The following is a 17,505-nucleotide window of genomic DNA, read 5'->3' as shown; positions in this document are numbered from 1 at the left end:
TCCGCCCAGTCGAAGCTGTCCTCGGCGGACTCGTGGGTGACGCGGGCGTCGAAGGAGGCGGACAAGTACAAGGACGATCCGACCGGCAGCAAGTCGGATGCGGACAAGCCGGACGAGGGGAAGGTCCGCGCCGCCACCCGTGACGTCCAGCACGCGAAGACGGCGCAGACGAACGCGCAGTCGGCCGTCGACTCCGCGCAGGGCGCGCTGGAGGTGGCGAAGAAGATGGCCGCGGACGCGCGCAAGATGCGTGACGACGCGGCCCGCGAGGCCAAGAGCAAGATCGACGAGGCGTCCGACGCCGGCATCCAGAACCGGTCGTGGTGGGAGGACGTCGGCGACTGGGTCTCCGACAACTGGGACAGCATCGTCGCGGTCTGCAAGGTCGTCGTGGCGGTCGTCGGCATCGTCGCGATGATCATCGGCGGGCCGATCCTCGCCGCGATCGTCGTCGTAGCCGCACTCGTCGTCCTCGCCGACACTCTCAATAAATACCGCAAAGGACAGGCGTCCCTATGGGACGTGGGCTTGGCAGCCCTGGACTGCATACCCGGCGTCAAGGGCCTCACATCCCTCGGAGCCATCGCCAAGGGCATGAAGGGGATGGCGACAGCCGTGCGGGGTGGCCTGAAAACCCTGCGCTCCGGCGCCAAGGATCTTCTTGCGAAAGCCAAGCCCTACAAGGGCCGATGCCGGGGCGGCGACCCGATCGACATGGTGTCCGGCGAGATGCTCATGGAGCAGGTGGACCTGGAACTCGGCGGGCTCTTGCCGCTGATCGTCCGGCGCACCCACGTCTCCACCTACCGCTGGGGACGCTGTTTCGGGGCGAGTTGGGCCTCGACGCTGGACCAGCGCCTGGAGATCGATGATCAGGGGGTGGTGTTCGCCACCGAGGACGGCATGCTCCTGGCCTATCCGATTCCCGCACCCCGCGCCGCGACCCTGCCTCTGGAGGGGCCTCGACGGCCTTTGGCGTGGAACGGTGACGACGGAGGCACGATCACAGTCCACGACGACGAGACCGGACGGACGCACCACTTCACTCCCAGTGAACGGCGCGACGGTGACACCTCCGCCTACACCCTGCCACTCGCCGCCATCACTGACCGCAATGGGCACCGCATCGACTTCCTCTACGACGAGGCGGGCGACCTCACCCAGATTCGTCACTCGGGCGGATACCAGGTGGCCGTTGCCACTGAAGAAGGCCGGGTCACGTCCCTGAGCGTTCTCAGCTCACCGGAAGACGGGTACGGCGCCGAAGCCCACTCACCGTGGACGGTGGTGCGACGTTACGGCTACGACGCGGCGGGCGATCTCCGCGCCGTCTACGACGGGCAGGGGCGGGACTTCCAGTTCACCTACGACGCCGAGTCCCGCATCACGAGCTGGACCGACCGCAACGGCGGCTGGTATCGCTACACCTACGACGAGCGGCACAGGGTCGCGGCCGGCAGGGGAGCGGGTGGCTTCCTGGACTGCTCCCTCGCCTATGACGACGAGGCACGCGTCAACACGTATCGGAACTCCCTGGGCCGGGCCACCACCTACCGGTTCGACGAGCGCCTGCAACTCGTCCAGGTCACCGATCCCCTGGGAGCGTCAACCCGCCGGGAGTGGGACGAGAACGGACGCCTGGTCTCCTGGACCGACCCGTTGGGCCGCACCACTCGGCAGGTCTTCGACGCGGCTGGTCACCTGACCGAGGTGGTCAGGCCCGACCTCAGCTCGATCCGGGCCGAGTACGACGAGGCAGGCCGCACCCGCCGGCTCACGGAGCCCGACGGTTCGTTCTGGAGCTACACCTACGACGAGCGAGGCAATCGCCTGTCCGTCAGCGACCCGTCCGGCGCGACCACCCGGTACAGCTATGACGCTCTGGGGCGGCCTGTCTCGGTCACCGACGCACTCGGCCACACCCGGAACATCCAGACCGACCCTGCCGGCCTGCCACTGGCCCTCACCGACCCGGAGGGCCGGACGACCAGAGCGCGGCGCGACTCCTTCGGACGCGTGACCGCGGTGACCGAAGCCGCCGGCGCCACCGACCGATTCGGCTGGACCGTCGAAGGACTGGCCTCCTGGCGTTCCCTTCCGGACGGCGCGACGGAGGCCTGGAGCTGGGACGGCGAAGGCAACCTTGTCTCCCACACGGCCCGCAACGGTGCGGTCACCACGTACGAGTTCACTCACTTCCACCAGCCGATCTCACGTACCACACCGGACGGCCGCCGCCACACGTTCGCCTACGACACCGAACTGAACCTGACCGGTGTTCACGACGCGGACGGCCGTACCTGGGAGTACGTCTACGACGCGGCCAACCGCCTCTTCCGAGAGACGGACTTCAACGGCCGCACGCTCAGCTACACCCACGACGCAGCCGGGCAGCGTACGTCGTGGACCAACGGCGCCGGACAGACTACGGACGTGACCGTGGACGTGCTCGGCCGGCCACGTCAATACCGCACGGCGGACGAGACCACCACCTACGAGTACGACAGCGCCGGCTCACTGCTCCTCGCGGCCAACCGCGACACCACAGTCGAACGCGCATACGATCCCATGGGCCGCACCCTGGCCGAGACGGTCAACGGCCGGACCACCACCTACGCCTACGACGCCCTCGGCCGCCGCATCAGCCGCCGCACTCCCTCGGGCATCACCTCGACCTGGACGTATCAGGCGATGGGCCACCCTCAGACCTTGAGCGGCGCCGGCAGCCAACTGCGCTTCGACTACGACACCGCCCATCGCGAGATCCGCAGGACTCTGGGTACGGCGGCGGTGCTCCACCAGAGCTGGGACGGCTCCGGCCGGCTGACCGGTCAGTCAGTGACCACCCCGGGCCGCAGCAGTGGCGACGTGGACGGTGAGCTGCTTCAGCACCGCACGTACGAGTACGACCTCGACGGAGCGCTCAGAGAGATCGATGAACTACTGGGCGAGAGCCGCCGGTTCGACGTGGATCCGGTCGGTCGGCTGACCGCGGTCAGGACCGCCGACCGTGAGGAGAGGTACGGGTACGACCGCGCGGGCAACCTCGTCACCACCTCCCCGCACGCCGGTAGCACGGACCCGCAGCCACGCGAGTTCGACGGAACCAGACTGCACCACGCCGGACGTACCACCTATGCCTACGACGCCCAGGGACGTCTGATCCGCAAGACAGTCCGTCTCCTCAGTGGTGGACGACGCACCTCCCACTACGGGTGGAACCCCGAGGACCGCCTTGTCCGGACCGTCACACCGGACGGATCCGAGTGGCGCTACACCTACGATCCAGACGGCCGGCGGGTCGGCAAACAGCGCCTCGGTACTGGCGGGGACGTGCTGGAGGAGACGACGTTCAGCTGGGACGGAACACGCCTCGCCGAACAGGTGGAGACCGACGGCACCGTCATCACCTGGGACTACGCGCCGGGTTCCTACCGGCCCGTCGCCCAGACAGTGACCGGCGGCCGGGAACGACCGGCCGCGGACGGCACCGGAAGCGACCAGAGCGACGCCGACGCCCGCTTCTACGCCATCATCACCGACCTCGTCGGAACGCCGACCGAACTTGTCTCACCGGACGGCCGAATCGTCTGGCACCGCAGGTTCACGGCCTGGGGCCAGCCGGCCGGCACACAGCCCTCTGCCCCGGAAGCCGATTGCCCTCTGCGCTTCCCCGGGCAGTACGCGGACGCCGAGACCGGCTGGAACTACAACTACTTCCGCTACTACGACCCGGAGACCGCGCGCTACATCAGCGCCGATCCGGTGGGCCTGGCGCCGGACCCGAACGACTACGCCTACGTCACCAACCCGCTCCTTCTCCTCGACCCGCTGGGCCTCATCCGCGTCCGTGGCGGGGGCGGCCGGTGGGAAAGGGACCCGAACTCACCCGTACAGAGTCACAACCGCGACACCGAGTATCCCGGCAGCTATCGCCAGTCCACCCATGACGCCATGTCCGCCGCCTGGACCGACGAGGGCATCGCCCAGGGCGGCACACCGATGCGACCCACCGGACGGCTCGACTCCCAGGGCCGTCAGATCATGGAACGCGTCCCCAGGTCCGAGCTGACCTGGCGCAACTCCGCGGGCGAGATCATCCCGTCCAACCAGCTCACGTACGAGCACCTGACACCGGTGGTCGATCACTGGAACCAGACGGGCTACCGTTCCGGCCGGGCCACCCGCAACGACTTCTACAACGATTCCGGCAACATGGAGCCCATGACGAGAGGCGAAAACTCCCGCGGTGGTGCACTCATGGACGCCACCTACCGCCAGGATGTCCATCCCACCCTCTACTCATGCAGCTAGGGGCCCCATCCCGAGCACAGGAGCCACCCTCATGAACCCTGGATCCGTCCTGCCCGCCATGCCCGGCGCCGCTCCCGTTTCCGGTCTGGCATCCGCGTGGCGGTGGTCGCCGAACCCGATGTTCACCTTCACCGCCGCGCTCTCCACCGACGGCCGGCACAATCTGCAGGTCAACGTACGCGGTCCCTACGACGAGGCGCTCGTTACCGCACTGCTCACCCACGCGCGCGCCCATGACAACACCTTCGTGGGGCAGGGGCGGCCTCTGGTGGCCGTCGGCGGCTTCCAGCACGACGGGACGGAGTTCGACACCGTGGGGGTGGCGGCAGCCGAGGCGCACGGCTACCACGCCATGGAGAATCCCGAGTTGTCCGCCGTCACCTATGCCGTCTTTCCCGCCTACGCCAGTGAGATCTCCGGCAGGGAGAACGAGGAAGAGGCCTGGAGCAGGTTCCGCAAAATGCTCCAGCCGAACAAGCTCGACCGTACCGAGGTGCCGTTTGTCAAGATGCGCTACGACAACACCCGTACCCAGAGCATGAGCAAGGGTGATGCCCGCGGCTTCGCTCCCCTGGACACGCTGGTGCGGGAACTGGGGCTGCTCGACGGTGCTCCCGGCAGCTTCGTCGAGTGGGAGAACCGGCATGGCGCCGTCTGGCGGGTGGACAGCACCGGCGACGGCCTCGAGCTGACGCATGACGCAACGCAGGAAACGGTGGACCCCGGCCAATTGCAGGCTATGGCCCGTTCCAGCGTTCAGTAACGCACTCGTCCGTTCTCCGCAGGCTCCGGCGTCCAGCAGACCGGACGAACCGATCCCCCACTCGACGGCCTACCCACCGTGCGCATGCCCGAGGTGCAGCCCCTCTCAGTAGCCAGAGGGCCCCACGCCCCTCTCCCTCACGCAGCCCCGGACGCGACGTCCGACGCCTCCGAGGCTGTCGCACGTTCAGGCACGATCCGGACACAAGACGCAACCACATGCACCCATAACTACAGAATTTGCCCGATTCATGGATGACTTCACCCTGGCGAAACCAGGAACCCCGCAGATACCGTCAGTAGCCTCGACCGCACTTCTGTCTCACGGGGAGTTCACTGTGAAGCGCCGCTCTTTGCCCGTTGTTGCCGCGCTCGCCGCCTCAGCAGCCTTGCTGCTGACGGCTTGCGGGGGCGAGGACGACAAGTCCAGCGACAACGACAAGATCGCGGGGGCGGACACAGGTGAGGCGGTAGAGACGACGCCGCCGGCCGAGCAGTCGTCCGGGCCGACCGACCGCCCCGAGATCACTTTCCCCAAGGACGTCGAGAACAAGTTCGAGAACTGGGAGACCGGCGAGCCCGTTGAGGACGCGGTGCTGTCTGATGTCGCTCAGACCGTGAACGCGATCGACGACGCCATCCTCCGGGGCGACGCGAATTCGGCGACCGTCGCGTACTACCGTCAGGGCAATGCCCTCGTGAGCGCTCAGAAGTGGATCCAGGCCTGGCTGGACGAGGACCTCACCTGGACGGGTGTCACCCGCTACTTCAAGCCGAACATCAAGGTCGCCGACAAGGACACCGCCGCGGTCGTGTACTGCGCCGACGAGAGCAAGGCGTACAACAAGAACCGCAAGACAGGCAAAGTAGACAAGACCCCCTCAGACGAGAGTCCGTACGTCACGTACAGCACCCAGTTGAAGAAGAGCGACAAGGGCGTCTGGCAGACCACGGAAGTTCAGTCGAAGCGGGGAGAGAAGACATGCGCGCCCTGACCCGAGGCATAGCCGTGACGAGCGCATTCGTGACAGCGCTGGCCCTGGCCGGAGGAACCGCACAGGCGAAGGGACCAGGAGCGTCGGAGTCCGAGATCGACACCGAGGAACCCGTTCCGGCAACGACCTGACCTCCAAGATCACATACACCAGCACGGTCCAGGACGACGGTGATTCCGGAGGCAACGTCACCCCCACTGGCAACTGGACCCCGCCTGCCTGCTGGTACGAACCGCGCTCCGCCCAGGAGTTCTCGAAGTACGTGGAGAACTCCTACAACGAGACGATGAACACCCCTGGCCAGCACAGCTACGCCAAGACGACGGTCGGCCGGTTCCGGGACACGTACAAGGACGGCAAATACCAGAACTACAACCTGGACGAGGCCGACAAGGGCAGCTGGTGGGTCGCCGTCCAGGACGAGGACCGCTGGATGGAACCGGAGGCGCAGCTCTGCGACAGGGACCCCTTCTGGGTGGAGAACGGCGACGCTCCGGACGTCGAGAACGCCGTGACCCCGGAAATCCTCGCCGAACTCGCCTACAACCGGGTCAGGTTGCCGACGACCGAAGTGACCCTCGCACCGCCTGCGGCCACCAAGGTCAATCTCCCGACCTGGGCCTGGCTCGATCAGACGACGTTCAAGGAAGTCTCCGTCACCGCCGAGCTGAACGTGGGCGGCCTGAACATCGCGGCCACGACGACCGCCAAGCCGGTCTCCCTGAAGCTGGAGCCGGGCACGGACGACGCCGTGACCTACCCCGCCTCCGGCGAGTGCGCCATCAACGCCGACGGTTCCATCGGTGAGCCCTACGCCAAGGGCAAGGCCGACCAGACCCCACCCTGCGGCATCAAGTACCTCCGCTCCTCCGGCGACGGCACCTTCAACCTCCAGGCCACCATCACCTGGGAAGTCGCCTGGACCGGCACCGGCGGAACCGGCGGCGACCTCCCCGACGGCACCTTCGGCAACGACCAGGCCGTCACCGTCCAGGAAATCCAGTCCGTCAACCGTTGAACAGCACCCGTCCGCCAGGGACCGGTCCGCCGTACGCTCCTCGGCGATGCCCCGTACGCCAATCCGGGAACCCCTTGGATACCGTCACTTGCCTCGACTGCACATCTGTCCCACGGGGGAGCTCACTTTGAAGCGCCGTTCTACGTCCGTTGCCACCGCGCTCGCCACCTCAGCAGCCCTACTCCTGACGGCCTGCGGCAGCGACAGCGACAAGGGGGAGGCGACGGACCGGGGAACGGAGAGACCGATGAAGTATGCGGAGCCCTCGCCAGCACCGGCGGAGGAAAATACGGACGGCGTCGACGTGTCTCTCCCCAAGGAAATGAACCTGGTCTTCGACTGGGAGACACCGAAGGACAAAAATGAAGCGGCCGCCACGGAGGATGCGGCGAACTACATCCGCGCGATCTACCGGGGCGTCGACAAGCGCACGGCCAAGGACGCCGCCGTGGCGGCATACGCCACCGGCGACGGGCTGCACTACGCCGAGACACAGATCAACAGCCGCATCGACGGCGGGTGGACTTCGACCGGCACCCGACGTCACTACGACGTTGCCACTCGATCCGCCTCCAACGGCAACTCGGTGGAGGTCGCCTTCTGCGTGGACTCCAGCAAGTTCTACGGGAAGGAGGTCAAGACCGGGAAGGTCCTCAAGAGCGAGCCCAGCATCGCCGACTTCGACCACTTCGAAATCATCATGGTCAAGTACCCCACGGCCGAACGCCTATGGCAGGCATCCAAGGTCTTCGTCGAGACGAAAGCAGAAAAGTGCCAGTAAGGCGATCACTTCGCGCGACTGTCGGCGTCGCGACTCTGATGTCCGCCGGGAACCCGGGAGAACGCGCGGTCCGTCATCGCCCAGGCGGCCCGGCCCGTCAACCGCTGAGCCAAGGTACGCTCAGGCACCCGCGCACACCGGGAGAGGGAGGGGGAGAGTCAGTTGTCTTTTCTGCGCTTCGCGAGTGACGAGGTCCTCGGGATGGCCGGCACGCTGGAGACCAGCGGCGGCCAGATGAAGTCCGCGTCCAAGGACATGAAGCACGCCGACTCCAAACAGATCGGGCACAGCGGCCTCGAGTCCGCGTGCGACGACTTCGCGGACTCTTGGGACTACGGCTTCGGCCAACTGTCGAAGCTGACCAAGGGTGTCTCCAAATTCGCCAAGAAGTCCTCGGAAGAGTTCACCAAGCTCGACCAGAAGCTGAACGACGAGCTGAAGAAGAAGCAGAACGAGGGTAAGAAGTAGCTCATACGCCCGCCACCACCCCGAGCTTCAACGATTGCCCTTCTCCATGTCGAAGGTGAAGGTCCGGCCGATCTGGGCGAGCCGCCCGCAGTACGAGTCGAGCAGGAACACCGATGGTGTGGAGATCGTCACGTAGACGCAGTAGTCACGCGGCGCGGGGACGACCAACTGCAGTGAAGCCACCGGCAGGGTCGGGCGCACGGTCTCGTCGTCGCCGACGGCGTCCGCGCCCCCGCTCTCGGCGACGAAGCTGGCGGGCAGTGTCAGCAGGCGCAGCGACGCGGACATCACGGCCGGGCCGGACGGCAGTTTGACCGCCAGGAGCATGTCCTGTCGCCCTTGCGCTCCCTTGCCCAGGTCGAAGTCCAGCTCCTGCAACTCGCGCTCGCCGGCGAAAAACCTCTGGTGCTTCGCCCGGTAGATGCCTTCGGCCGTCAGCAGCCGGTCATGGTGCCCGCTCGGCTTCACGGTGACAGCGAGCAGGCCCATGGAGAGTCGCTCCTCGCCCGCGACGTCCTCGGTGCCCAGACACATCGCTGTCAGATCGACCGTGTCCTCCCCGCCCGCGGAGAGTCCGGGAAGCGCGGCCCTCATCTGTTGCGTGGCCGAGGCCAACTGCTCCTCGTCGGCATCCGGGACGAGTCGTTTGAGCGCCTTGTCCCAGCCTTCGAGGGCTGCGGGATCGGGCAACCGCACGAACTCGTCGGGCACCGTGTACTGGAACGCGTAAGGGACCTGGCGGGCAGCGGCGGCTTCGATCGGTGTGCGGGTCATGCGGCGGTCCCGAAGTTGCCGGGCTGGAGCCCCTTGGTGAAGCTCTCGCCGGCCGAGGTGAGCGTGGTGGTGCTGTCGAACCGGGGACCCAGGGGACCGGGCGCCATCGTCTTCGGCTCGTTGTCCGGCGCCTCGTAGTCGACGAAGCCCGCTCCGGGACCCACCACGGGTATGTCGGAGATGTTCCAGTCGCCGTCCAGCCACCGGCCTTCGTTGGTGTTGGAGCCGAACGCGAAGCCCGCACCCGTCACCGTGCCGACGACGTCAAGCGTCTTGCCCGTGGCGACATGGACCCACCCCTTGCCCGCAGTGGCGAACCCACGCAGCGAGTTCGCCATACCGCTGGGAATCTTCGCGATGTTGCCCCACCCTCCGGGGCCGATCCGGCCGAGCGCCGCCATGAGCCCCTGCGAAGCACGCAGGGAGCGTCCGGACTGCACCAGAGCCCGTCCCGCCTGAGCCAGCTTCGCCCCACCGAGGGAGGCACCGCCCGCGACCACGCCGAGCGCGTCCCAGGCCAGTGTCTGCCACGTGACGCCCTCCGCACCGCCGGCCATCGCGGCACCGTGGGCGGCCAGCGCGCCGACACCGACGATGAACCCGATCAGCCCGAGCGCTCCCACGCCGGTGCCCAGCATCAGGGCGACGAGACACACCACGCCGATGACCATGGCGATGTCGGCGAGGATGTCGCCGACGAGCTTCCAGAAGTTGGGGTCACTGAGGACGTTCCAGGCGTCGGACAGGAAATCGGTGAAACCGTCCACGAGGTCGTCGAACCAGCCGGGCTCGGGCGGGGCGTCGTCCGCGGCCTGCTTGACCGTACGTGCCGTCGTATCCGCTGCGGTGACGTACTCCGCGTGCAGCGTGTGCGCCCGTCCTCGCACGGCCTCCAACTCGCCGTTCGCCGAGTCGTAGGCCGCCTTCTTGCCTTTCTTGTCCTTCTCGTGCTCCTCCTTCTCCTTGTCCGTCATCCGGGACGTGTCGTCGGGCAGGCCGTCCAGGCTCCCCTTGGCCGTACTGACTTTCCGGGCCGCGGTTGCCGCCTCTTCCTCCAGGGCGCGGGCCCTCGACTGGAACCCGTCCAGGCTGGTCTCCCAGTTGGACAGGGCCCGGTGAGCGGAGCCGACCGAGTCGAGGGCCTTCTTGAGGTAGGGCGGGATCTTGTCGACGGACTTCGCGAACGTGTCGGCGGCCTTGCCCGTCCAGATGCCGTCGGAGGCGCCGATCTTGCTGAGCTGCGTGTGCGCCGTGCCGCTCTCGCGGTTGACCCGGCCGATCGCGCCCACCATCAGACGCACCGTCTCCAGATCTCCCGGAGCCGGGTCGAATCCCAGATTGGGGTACTTGGACGAACCCACTTCTGTCCCCCTGTGTGTCCCTGTGTGGCGAATGCCTCCCGCCGCGGGGAGCTTGCCTGGCCCAGTGATAGGAAGCTATCCGTGGGGCGAGTGGTTGCGCCATCTCGCCCACCACACGCTAACGGCGTCCCGGCGTCGTGCTACGACCCGGTCCCAGGAGGTTGTCCAATGTTCCTGCAGCCCCAGCTCAGAGCACTGCTGCGGGACGGCGCGCAGGGTGTTGAACGGCATGACGCCCGCAACCTGCAGCGGTCATGGCGGAAGTTCGCCGCCTTCGCCTACGTCGCCGAGCAGTACGGATACCGATACGACGGGTTGTCCCCGCTCTCCCCCAAGGGAAGCCCGAACCCGTACTTCGCCTTCCGTCGACTGCCGGACGCGGCGCAGCGGGCAGAACGGACCGCGCAGCACCACACCACTGCGCAGGAAGGCGGGCAACTGCCCGGCATGCGGCCCGGAGGCAGCCGTTTGCGACCGCTGGCTGAAGTGCGGCGGGACGTCGACCTCCTGCACGCCCGCATCATGGTCGACTACAGCCGCACCCACCGGCGCCGGGGACTGACCGCCCTCCTGGTCCTTCTGGCAGCCATGCTCATCCCCCTGTCCCAGACCGGCTTCAGTGCCCAGTCCCTGCTCGTGTGCGGCGCCATCTGGCTGTTCTTCGCCGCACTGTGGCTGACAGGTCTCTTCATCGCACGGCACCGCTACACGAAATACAGTCGCATGCTCCGGGACTCCGGGGTCGACTGGCCTCCGGATCCGTCACTCGCCTAGAGCTGTGGAGAGCCGCGCGAGGCGCCTCGCCCGACGGTGACGGGTCACGGCGAGTCCGGCGAGGAAGAGGAAGGCGAAGCTGAGCTGAAGAAGAGCGGTTTCGCGCAGCGAACCCATCAGTAGCCCTTCTCGTTCGCCGGCTCGGACGGGACCTCGACCACGGCTAGGACATCAAGGCAGGAGCAGCCGTCCCTCCGAGGCACGGTGCCGACGTCGACGATCGTCAGGTCTGGCGCGGCGTGGTTCTCCCCTGGGAAGGTGATGAGTGCATCGCCGAAGACGCGCTCTCGCGCGATAACCGGAGGCTTTGACCGCGTCCCCTACGTCGGAACCGATCCAGTCCTGCTCCAAGGCCCGCGGTGTCATCATCACCCTGCCGTCGAACACCTCGACCTTGTAGCCCTCAGGGATGGCATCCCGCTCGATCAGCTCGCTCATCAGGGGCACAGGGGCTCGCGTTCTGGTTCACTCGCCGTCGAGCGCCTTCGGCTCTGGTAGCGGGTCGGCCACAAACGTCCCCTTGCCATGAACTGTGACAATCAACCCCCGCTCACGGAGCACCTGGGCGGCGCGCCGCACCGTGAGATACGCAACCCCGTACTCGGCTGCAAGGTCACGTTCAGCAGGCAGCCGGGCACCTGGATGCAACTCTCCTGCGGCGATGCGCGCAGCGACGTGGTCGGCGAGGGCGGCATAGACCAGCTGCGGCCCCTGTGGGTCAAAGTCCGGAACTTTGTTCTCACCGCTCATGTAGCAACGGTAAGCATGCTTGACCTGCGGAAACCATCAATGAGCTATACATAGCTATCCTGAGCTTGTACGGTCGGAGACACAAGAGACCCCGGCGGCGGGTGGTGTCCGCCCCGGGGCATGGCCGACGCTGCAAAGGAGCGCCAACATGCTGGACCTTACCGTCCGCTTCCTCGCGTGGATGCTGAGGATCTGCACGCCGAGCCCGCAGGGCCGCCATCGCCTGGGCGCGATGCCACCCCTCCGGTTCATCCCCGTACCGCCACCCGCGTTCACCGAGATTCTCGACGGCAACGCGTCCCGACTCGTACGCCCCTACGTCCTGGAACCGACCGAACGCCGACACCAGCGCGAACGCCGACGAGCCGCCCACCTGGCAACCCTCGGCATCGACGTCGGCCCGAAGCACATCCACGGCGTACGAGTACCGGCAGCCACCCGGTGACCCGCCCCACCATGCGGATGTGCGCCCGCTGCCAACGCACCACGGACGAACCGATCCTGGTCCACGAAGTCCACGCCGCCACAGGCCCCGGCTTCAACGTCTACGCGTGCCCCGACTGCGCCCCGCACTACCCGCCGATGACAGACCCACTCGACATCCTCGACGCCGCCGCCCGCCGCCACTCCCGCCTCACACTCCGCGTCTACAAGGTCGACACGGACGGAACCGTGACCGACGCCGGGCGCAAGGTCGAAGTCCAGGCCGGCGGCCCCAACGAACCAATCCCCCACTCGACGGCCTACCCACCGTGCGCATGCCCGAAGTGCCAGCACACGGGATAGCAAAGAGGCTCTACTCACCGCCGCTCGCGCCGCCCCGAACGCGACAGTCATCGCGTCCGGGGCGGTCGTCCGTTGAGCACGATCAGGGCACAGAGGAAGACCGAAACATCCTAATCACTCCGAATTACCCCGATTATTGGAGTAGTTCGTTCTGGCGAAACTGGTAACCCCACAGATACGGTCGATAACCTTGACCGCACTTCTGTCTCACGGGGAGTCCACTGTGAAGCGCCGCTCATTGCCCGTTGCTGCCGCGCTCGCCGCCTCAGCAGCCCTGCTACTGACGGCCTGCGGCGGTGGGGAGGAAGAGTCCAAGGGCAAGGACGAGATCGCTGGAGCGGACACCGGCGACACCTCGGCGTCTACACCCGCATCGCCAAGCCCGTCGGCCGATGTCAACCGCCCTGATCTCTCCCTGCCTGCCGACGTGAACGAAGTCTTCGAGGACTGGAATACCGGCGACACCACCAAGGACGCTGTCCTGGCAGATGCCGGACACTCGATGACCGCCGTAACCCGGGCCATCACGGACGGAGATACCAAGTCGCCCGCTCTCACCTTTTACTACAAGGGCGAGGCATTGGCGGGAGCTGCGAAATGGGTCCAGACGTTCGTCGACCACGACGCGACCATCACTGGCACCACACGTTATTACGCACCAACCGTGGATCTGTCCGGCGAAACCACTGCCGCGGTCACACTCTGCGCAGACGAGAGCAAAGCATTCAACAAGTTCCGCAAGACCAACAAGGTCGACCGTAGCGCTCCTTCCGACAACTCCTATGTGTACTACGTCAGCCGTCTCGAGCGGAACTCCGATGGGATCTGGGTCACAAACGAGGTCATTTCAAAGCGGGGGAACGAGAAATGCATTCCGTAAAGTCGGCCAGACGACTTGCCTCGCTCGGAGCTGTACTGTTTATGAGTGCGCTACTCACGACACAACCAGCGTACGCGGAAACTGGCTTCGGCGGATCACGCGGAGAGGCCGACACCAGTAGTGATTCAAGCGGACGCACCATCACTTCGCAAGTAACTTTCAACACATCCAAGAACGGAACCGGCGAGGCGACCGGCGCGCTGACTGCTGTCGGCAACTACAACCCGCCGGCTTGTTGGTACGAGCCGAAATGGACGCCCGAGGAATACGAGAAAGAATTCAAGCGGCGCTGGAACGTCGGGCACTTCAGCGGTGCGGTGGAGGCCTACGCTGCCGAGAAGTCCCGCTACATCGAGGGGGATCCCTACAAGGACTTTAACAAGAAGAAGTCCGGAAAAGGCATGTTCTGGGGAACGGTCTACGACTGGGACCGCCTCGAAGGCGATGACTACCTGGCCTGCAGCCAAGCCGACTTCTGGGTCGACAACGGGGACGATCCCCCCGTGGAGAGGGCCATCGACACCGAGACACTGGCGAAGCTCGCCTACAACGAGCTCCAGGTCCCCGACACCGAGATCGCCCTCGCCCCTGCTGAGACGACGAAGGTCAACCTCCCCACCTGGGCTTGGCTCGACAAGACCGACTTCCACGAAGTCTCGGTCACCGCATCCCTCGATGTGGGCGGCTGGAACCTCTCTGCCACCACCACAGCCAGACCTGTCTCGCTGAAGCTGGAGCCGGGAACCACGGACGCCACCATCTTTCCCGCCTCCGGCGAGTGCGAGATCAACGCCGACGGCTCCATCGGCGAGCCCTACGCCAAGGGCAAGGCCGAACAAACCCCACCCTGCGGCATCACATACCTCCGCTCCTCCGGCGACAGCACATACGACCTCCAGGCCACCATCACCTGGGAAATCACCTGGGAGGGCTCCAACGGCGAGGCCGGTACACTGCCCGACGGCACCTTCGGCAGCGAGCAGGCTGTGACGGTTCAGGAGATCCAGGCGGTCAATCGCTGATGGGCCAGGGGAGCATGACCAAGGCAGCACGTTCCCGCCGGAGCATTCAGGCCGAGTGGGCTGCATGGCGCCGGATTGCCAAGACCTCGTGGCCGCCGGAGCAATTGCACCGCACTGCCGACGGCGGACCGTTGCGGCCCGCCTTCATCCAGCCGATCGGGGTTGAGCCGATGTGTCACGTCCTCGATGGCAGGCGAGCACGACGATGACGAGGAAGCACCGGATCCTGTACCGGCAGGGCACTGGCTTCTGGCGGATGACGGCAAAGTGGATTCTGGTATTCGGGGCCGTTTACCTGTTGGACGGCGGACTGCTCCGCTCGTGGGGCGACGCTCTGGTCTGGCCGATGCTCGGGATCCTGCTGTGGGTGCCGTTCGCTGTCGGAGTCGTCTGGTACCCGAAGAGGAACCAGCGGGTCACACTGACGACACGTGAATTGCGCATACGGCGCAAGCGGTTGCCGATGGAGAAGGTGAACCTGCTGCACGTGGCGCGGCTGTGGATGGAGGAACGGTCGACCTTGGACGACCAGCCGGTGTCCGAGTGGATACGGGTCGACCGGGTGGTGTGGGCGCCGCTGCAAGACGGCCAGGCGTTCGGCGTAGAGTTCCGCGACCCAGCCGCGTTCGCCAAGGTTTTCGGCGCCTTCGCGGTAGCGGCGTGTGGCGGGCCGGAGATCGTCCGCGCGCGGGCCGCAGCGGAAACCTACCCGGAGCCACGCCCGATGCGGGCCCGCCCCACGGGCAGCGACGGTGACGGATCCTGGCTGGATGCCCTGGACATCTTCGACTGAGAGCCGGAAGTGCACGTTACGGGGCAACCGTCCGTCGGAGGCGTGCGGCGGCATGCCTCCTGGGCGTACCGCAGGCTCGTCCGGCTGCCGCAGCCCACCATCTCGCCCCGGCTGCTCAGACACCACTCGCCCACTCGCACATGACTCGCCTCACTCGCCCGTCACCTCGCGAGCGCAAACCGGCGCTGGCGGTGCTGCTCATCCTGCTGGGCGCGCTCGGCGCGAGCTATGCGCTCACATTCCGCCCACTGGGACATTCCAGGTATCTGCCTCTTCATCCGGACTGATCCGGATGATGCGGGCGAACTCATCGATATCATCGAGAGTTCGGAGGATCCGGCCGGCGTCCGGGTCGGCCAGGATGATCAGGACGTCTGCGGATTCCGTGCTCTTCTCGTAGCGCCAGGCGTAGCGAAGGCCGACGTGCACCTCGTTGCTCTCTTCGTCCTGGTAGTAGCGCAGTACGCGCAAGCCGGTTCCCAGGTGCGGGGATTCGAAGTCCTCGACGATGGGGGGTTCGACGGTGTAGCTCGCGTCGGCGTGTGTCAGCTCACGCAGTGCCGTTTCCCGGTCCTCGCCCTCCTCGATCTCCACCAGGTCGACGTATACGGGGAGTGGGATCTCCCTTGGGTGCGGGAGATGGAGGAAGACCTCGAACCCCGGATAGGCCGCGGGGGCCCTGGTGGCGTACATCAAGAGCATGTTGGTCAGTAGGTCGACTTCGCCGGGCTCTGGCTTCTCCGACGCGAAGTCCTCCCAGAGACCCTCGGCGAAGTAGCGAGCCCATGCCTCCGGCGTCTGTGCCTCCTCGACGTCCTCAAGTCCCGGTTCGGGCCACATGAGCGGTACGCGGATCCAAGGGGAAAGATTCATGGCGTGCTTGACGTTGAGCCAGCTCACTCGTAACTCCATTTGAACGTGCCGACCACCGCGTCGAACAACTCGACCAGTACGTCGGTGAATTCACTGTCGATATCGCCGTCACCCGGCGTGGAGAAGTTGATGCTGATCCAGCGAGCGGGATCGTCCGGCACGGGAATCACATAGTCGACCCGCCGCGTCGGCAGGGCCACCTGCTGTACGACTTCGGGAGCAGAAGTCAGCTTCTCATCTTCAGGGGTGGAGCGATAGGCTCGGCGGATTGCGGGCGCCCCTGCCACGTCGACCTTTGCCCCCGTTCCGCCGGGGACGTCCTCGCCGGCCAGTTGAGCGACCACTGCCTGGTGGGGAACCGCATGGGCTTGACCGATCGGCATCTCGGCGACGATGAAAGAGGCCATGAGGAAGATTCCGCCGCGCGGCAGCACCGGAAGATAGAGGTCAAGGCCACCGTTTCTTCTGGCCGCACGCGCCTGCCTCTCCAACTGGCGACGCATGTCCAGTCGGAAGCGCATCGCGTCGTCCCGGGGAATGCCCTCCGGGACTTGCCCCATGTGCGAGAAGAGGACCCTCTCCAGTGCTTCCTTCGTGCCCTCACGCAAAGGGATGCGGACCCAACCGGGTGGCAGGATAAGCTCATAGCTGCGGGGAGCGGCCACCTCGACGCGGGGCGGCTGTTGCTCCACATCGGACGTGCTCATGCGCCAGCCCGCTTTTTGAGCTGCCAGTCGGCCACCAGGATCGTCACGATGGAGAGCACTGAAACCACCGCCAGCCAACTGTATCCGAATGCCATGAACAAGTTCGGAATCAGGTACAGAAAAGCGGCAATCCTGATTGTCTGGGAAAAATTGGCGCCCCTCTCAGGGACACGGATGAGCTCTCGGTTCTTAATGAACAGAAGCAGCATCAAAACCGGTCCGATCATCATCGGCCAAGCTGCGTATCCGTAGGTGAGCCAGTCCAGCCCTCCGTACTCGCTGCCAAGGTCCTGGAAAGCGAAACACAGGATGGGCACCAAAGTAAATACAGCAAGATATCTCATGGCTCGAGATTCTTCTGAGCTTTTTGCTGGGACTGTCGCCATATCTCCCACTCCAATTTCTTCAAATTTCTCTGCGCCTGATGGCTGGCGAACGAAATCGGGC

General features: G+C 65.9%; 18 protein-coding genes. 12 read left to right on the top strand and 6 right to left on the bottom strand.

The annotated features are described in order from the left end of the window. From KUM40_RS34080 to KUM40_RS34055, 6 genes are all read left to right on the top strand, one after another. The coding region (locus tag KUM40_RS34080; protein WP_217170170.1) for an RHS repeat-associated core domain-containing protein at positions 1 to 4,314 on the top strand (4,314 nt) is incomplete at its 5' end. A 31-nt stretch (positions 4,315 to 4,345) separates the two neighbouring features. Beyond that, a complete protein-coding gene (locus KUM40_RS34075; RefSeq protein ID WP_217170169.1) occupies positions 4,346 to 5,077 on the top strand; it encodes a hypothetical protein in 732 nt (243 codons plus the stop codon). A 250-nt stretch (positions 5,078 to 5,327) separates the two neighbouring features. Then, positions 5,328 to 6,071 carry a hypothetical protein gene (locus KUM40_RS34070; protein ID WP_254396076.1) on the top strand — a complete coding sequence of 248 codons (744 nt, stop codon included), beginning with the start codon at positions 5,328 to 5,330 and terminating at the stop codon, positions 6,069 to 6,071. Between the two features lie 262 nt (positions 6,072 to 6,333). Then, positions 6,334 to 7,089 (top strand): hypothetical protein, encoded by a 756-nt coding sequence (locus KUM40_RS34065; protein WP_308401294.1) that lies wholly within the window; start codon positions 6,334 to 6,336, stop codon positions 7,087 to 7,089. A 127-nt stretch (positions 7,090 to 7,216) separates the two neighbouring features. Continuing rightward, complete coding sequence (locus KUM40_RS34060; protein WP_217170168.1) at positions 7,217 to 7,870, top strand: hypothetical protein; 654 nt, start codon at positions 7,217 to 7,219, stop codon at positions 7,868 to 7,870. A 162-nt stretch (positions 7,871 to 8,032) separates the two neighbouring features. After that, positions 8,033 to 8,338 (top strand): hypothetical protein, encoded by a 306-nt coding sequence (locus tag KUM40_RS34055; RefSeq protein ID WP_217170167.1) that lies wholly within the window; start codon positions 8,033 to 8,035, stop codon positions 8,336 to 8,338. 27 nt (positions 8,339 to 8,365) lie between these two features. Here the strand turns inward: KUM40_RS34055 and KUM40_RS34050 are convergent, their stop codons facing one another. Together KUM40_RS34050 and KUM40_RS34045 are read right to left on the bottom strand one after the other, a co-directional pair. After that, positions 8,366 to 9,112, bottom strand: a complete 747-nt coding sequence (locus KUM40_RS34050; RefSeq protein ID WP_217170166.1) for a hypothetical protein — start codon at positions 9,110 to 9,112, stop codon at positions 8,366 to 8,368. Beyond that, a complete protein-coding gene (locus KUM40_RS34045) occupies positions 9,109 to 10,473 on the bottom strand; it encodes a putative T7SS-secreted protein (RefSeq protein ID WP_217170165.1) in 1,365 nt (454 codons plus the stop codon). The genes KUM40_RS34050 and KUM40_RS34045 overlap by 4 nt, the downstream gene beginning before the upstream one ends. A 168-nt stretch (positions 10,474 to 10,641) precedes the next feature. On the opposite strand from KUM40_RS34045, the gene KUM40_RS34040 reads away from it, so the two are divergent. Further along, complete coding sequence (locus KUM40_RS34040; protein WP_217170164.1) at positions 10,642 to 11,247, top strand: hypothetical protein; 606 nt, start codon at positions 10,642 to 10,644, stop codon at positions 11,245 to 11,247. Between the two features lie 465 nt (positions 11,248 to 11,712). Here the strand turns inward: KUM40_RS34040 and KUM40_RS34035 are convergent, their stop codons facing one another. Continuing rightward, positions 11,713 to 11,997, bottom strand: coding sequence for a GntR family transcriptional regulator (locus KUM40_RS34035; RefSeq protein ID WP_217170163.1), 285 nt, complete (start codon positions 11,995 to 11,997; stop codon positions 11,713 to 11,715). A 148-nt stretch (positions 11,998 to 12,145) separates the two neighbouring features. Between KUM40_RS34035 and KUM40_RS34030 the strand changes: the two genes are divergently transcribed. From KUM40_RS34030 to KUM40_RS34010, 5 genes are all read left to right on the top strand, one after another. Beyond that, entirely contained in the window at positions 12,146 to 12,442 is a 297-nt protein-coding gene (locus KUM40_RS34030; RefSeq protein ID WP_217170315.1) for a hypothetical protein, read from the top strand. Continuing rightward, entirely contained in the window at positions 12,439 to 12,783 is a 345-nt protein-coding gene (locus tag KUM40_RS34025) for a hypothetical protein (RefSeq protein WP_217170314.1), read from the top strand. Before KUM40_RS34030 ends, KUM40_RS34025 begins: the two co-directional genes overlap by 4 nt. 190 nt (positions 12,784 to 12,973) lie before the next feature. Further along, positions 12,974 to 13,663: a hypothetical protein gene (locus KUM40_RS34020; protein WP_254396075.1), complete on the top strand. Its 690-nt coding sequence runs from the start codon at positions 12,974 to 12,976 to the stop codon at positions 13,661 to 13,663. Positions 13,664 to 13,704: 41 nt separating this feature from the next. Further along, positions 13,705 to 14,685, top strand: a complete 981-nt coding sequence (locus tag KUM40_RS34015; protein WP_254396074.1) for a hypothetical protein — start codon at positions 13,705 to 13,707, stop codon at positions 14,683 to 14,685. A gap of 205 nt (positions 14,686 to 14,890) precedes the next feature. Further along, positions 14,891 to 15,478, top strand: a complete 588-nt coding sequence (locus KUM40_RS34010; protein WP_217170161.1) for a hypothetical protein — start codon at positions 14,891 to 14,893, stop codon at positions 15,476 to 15,478. A gap of 234 nt (positions 15,479 to 15,712) precedes the next feature. On the opposite strand, the gene KUM40_RS34005 is transcribed toward KUM40_RS34010, so the two are convergent. Genes KUM40_RS34005 through KUM40_RS33995 form a run of 3 tightly spaced genes read right to left on the bottom strand, consistent with a single transcriptional unit; the run spans position 15,713 to position 17,402 of the window. Continuing rightward, positions 15,713 to 16,378 carry a hypothetical protein gene (locus KUM40_RS34005; RefSeq protein ID WP_217170160.1) on the bottom strand — a complete coding sequence of 222 codons (666 nt, stop codon included), beginning with the start codon at positions 16,376 to 16,378 and terminating at the stop codon, positions 15,713 to 15,715. Further along, entirely contained in the window at positions 16,375 to 17,058 is a 684-nt protein-coding gene (locus KUM40_RS34000; protein ID WP_217170159.1) for a hypothetical protein, read from the bottom strand. The genes KUM40_RS34005 and KUM40_RS34000 overlap by 4 nt, the downstream gene beginning before the upstream one ends. Next, complete coding sequence (locus tag KUM40_RS33995) at positions 17,055 to 17,402, bottom strand: hypothetical protein (protein ID WP_217170158.1); 348 nt, start codon at positions 17,400 to 17,402, stop codon at positions 17,055 to 17,057. Before KUM40_RS33995 ends, KUM40_RS34000 begins: the two co-directional genes overlap by 4 nt. Between the last annotated feature and the right edge of the window lie 103 nt (positions 17,403 to 17,505).

Origin of the sequence: Streptomyces sp. AC512_CC834, assembly GCF_019049325.1 — a bacterium.
Taxonomy (GTDB): domain Bacteria; phylum Actinomycetota; class Actinomycetes; order Streptomycetales; family Streptomycetaceae; genus Streptomyces.
The sequence above is the reverse complement of the archived record's forward strand: the minus strand, read 5'-3'. Positions and strand labels throughout refer to the sequence as shown.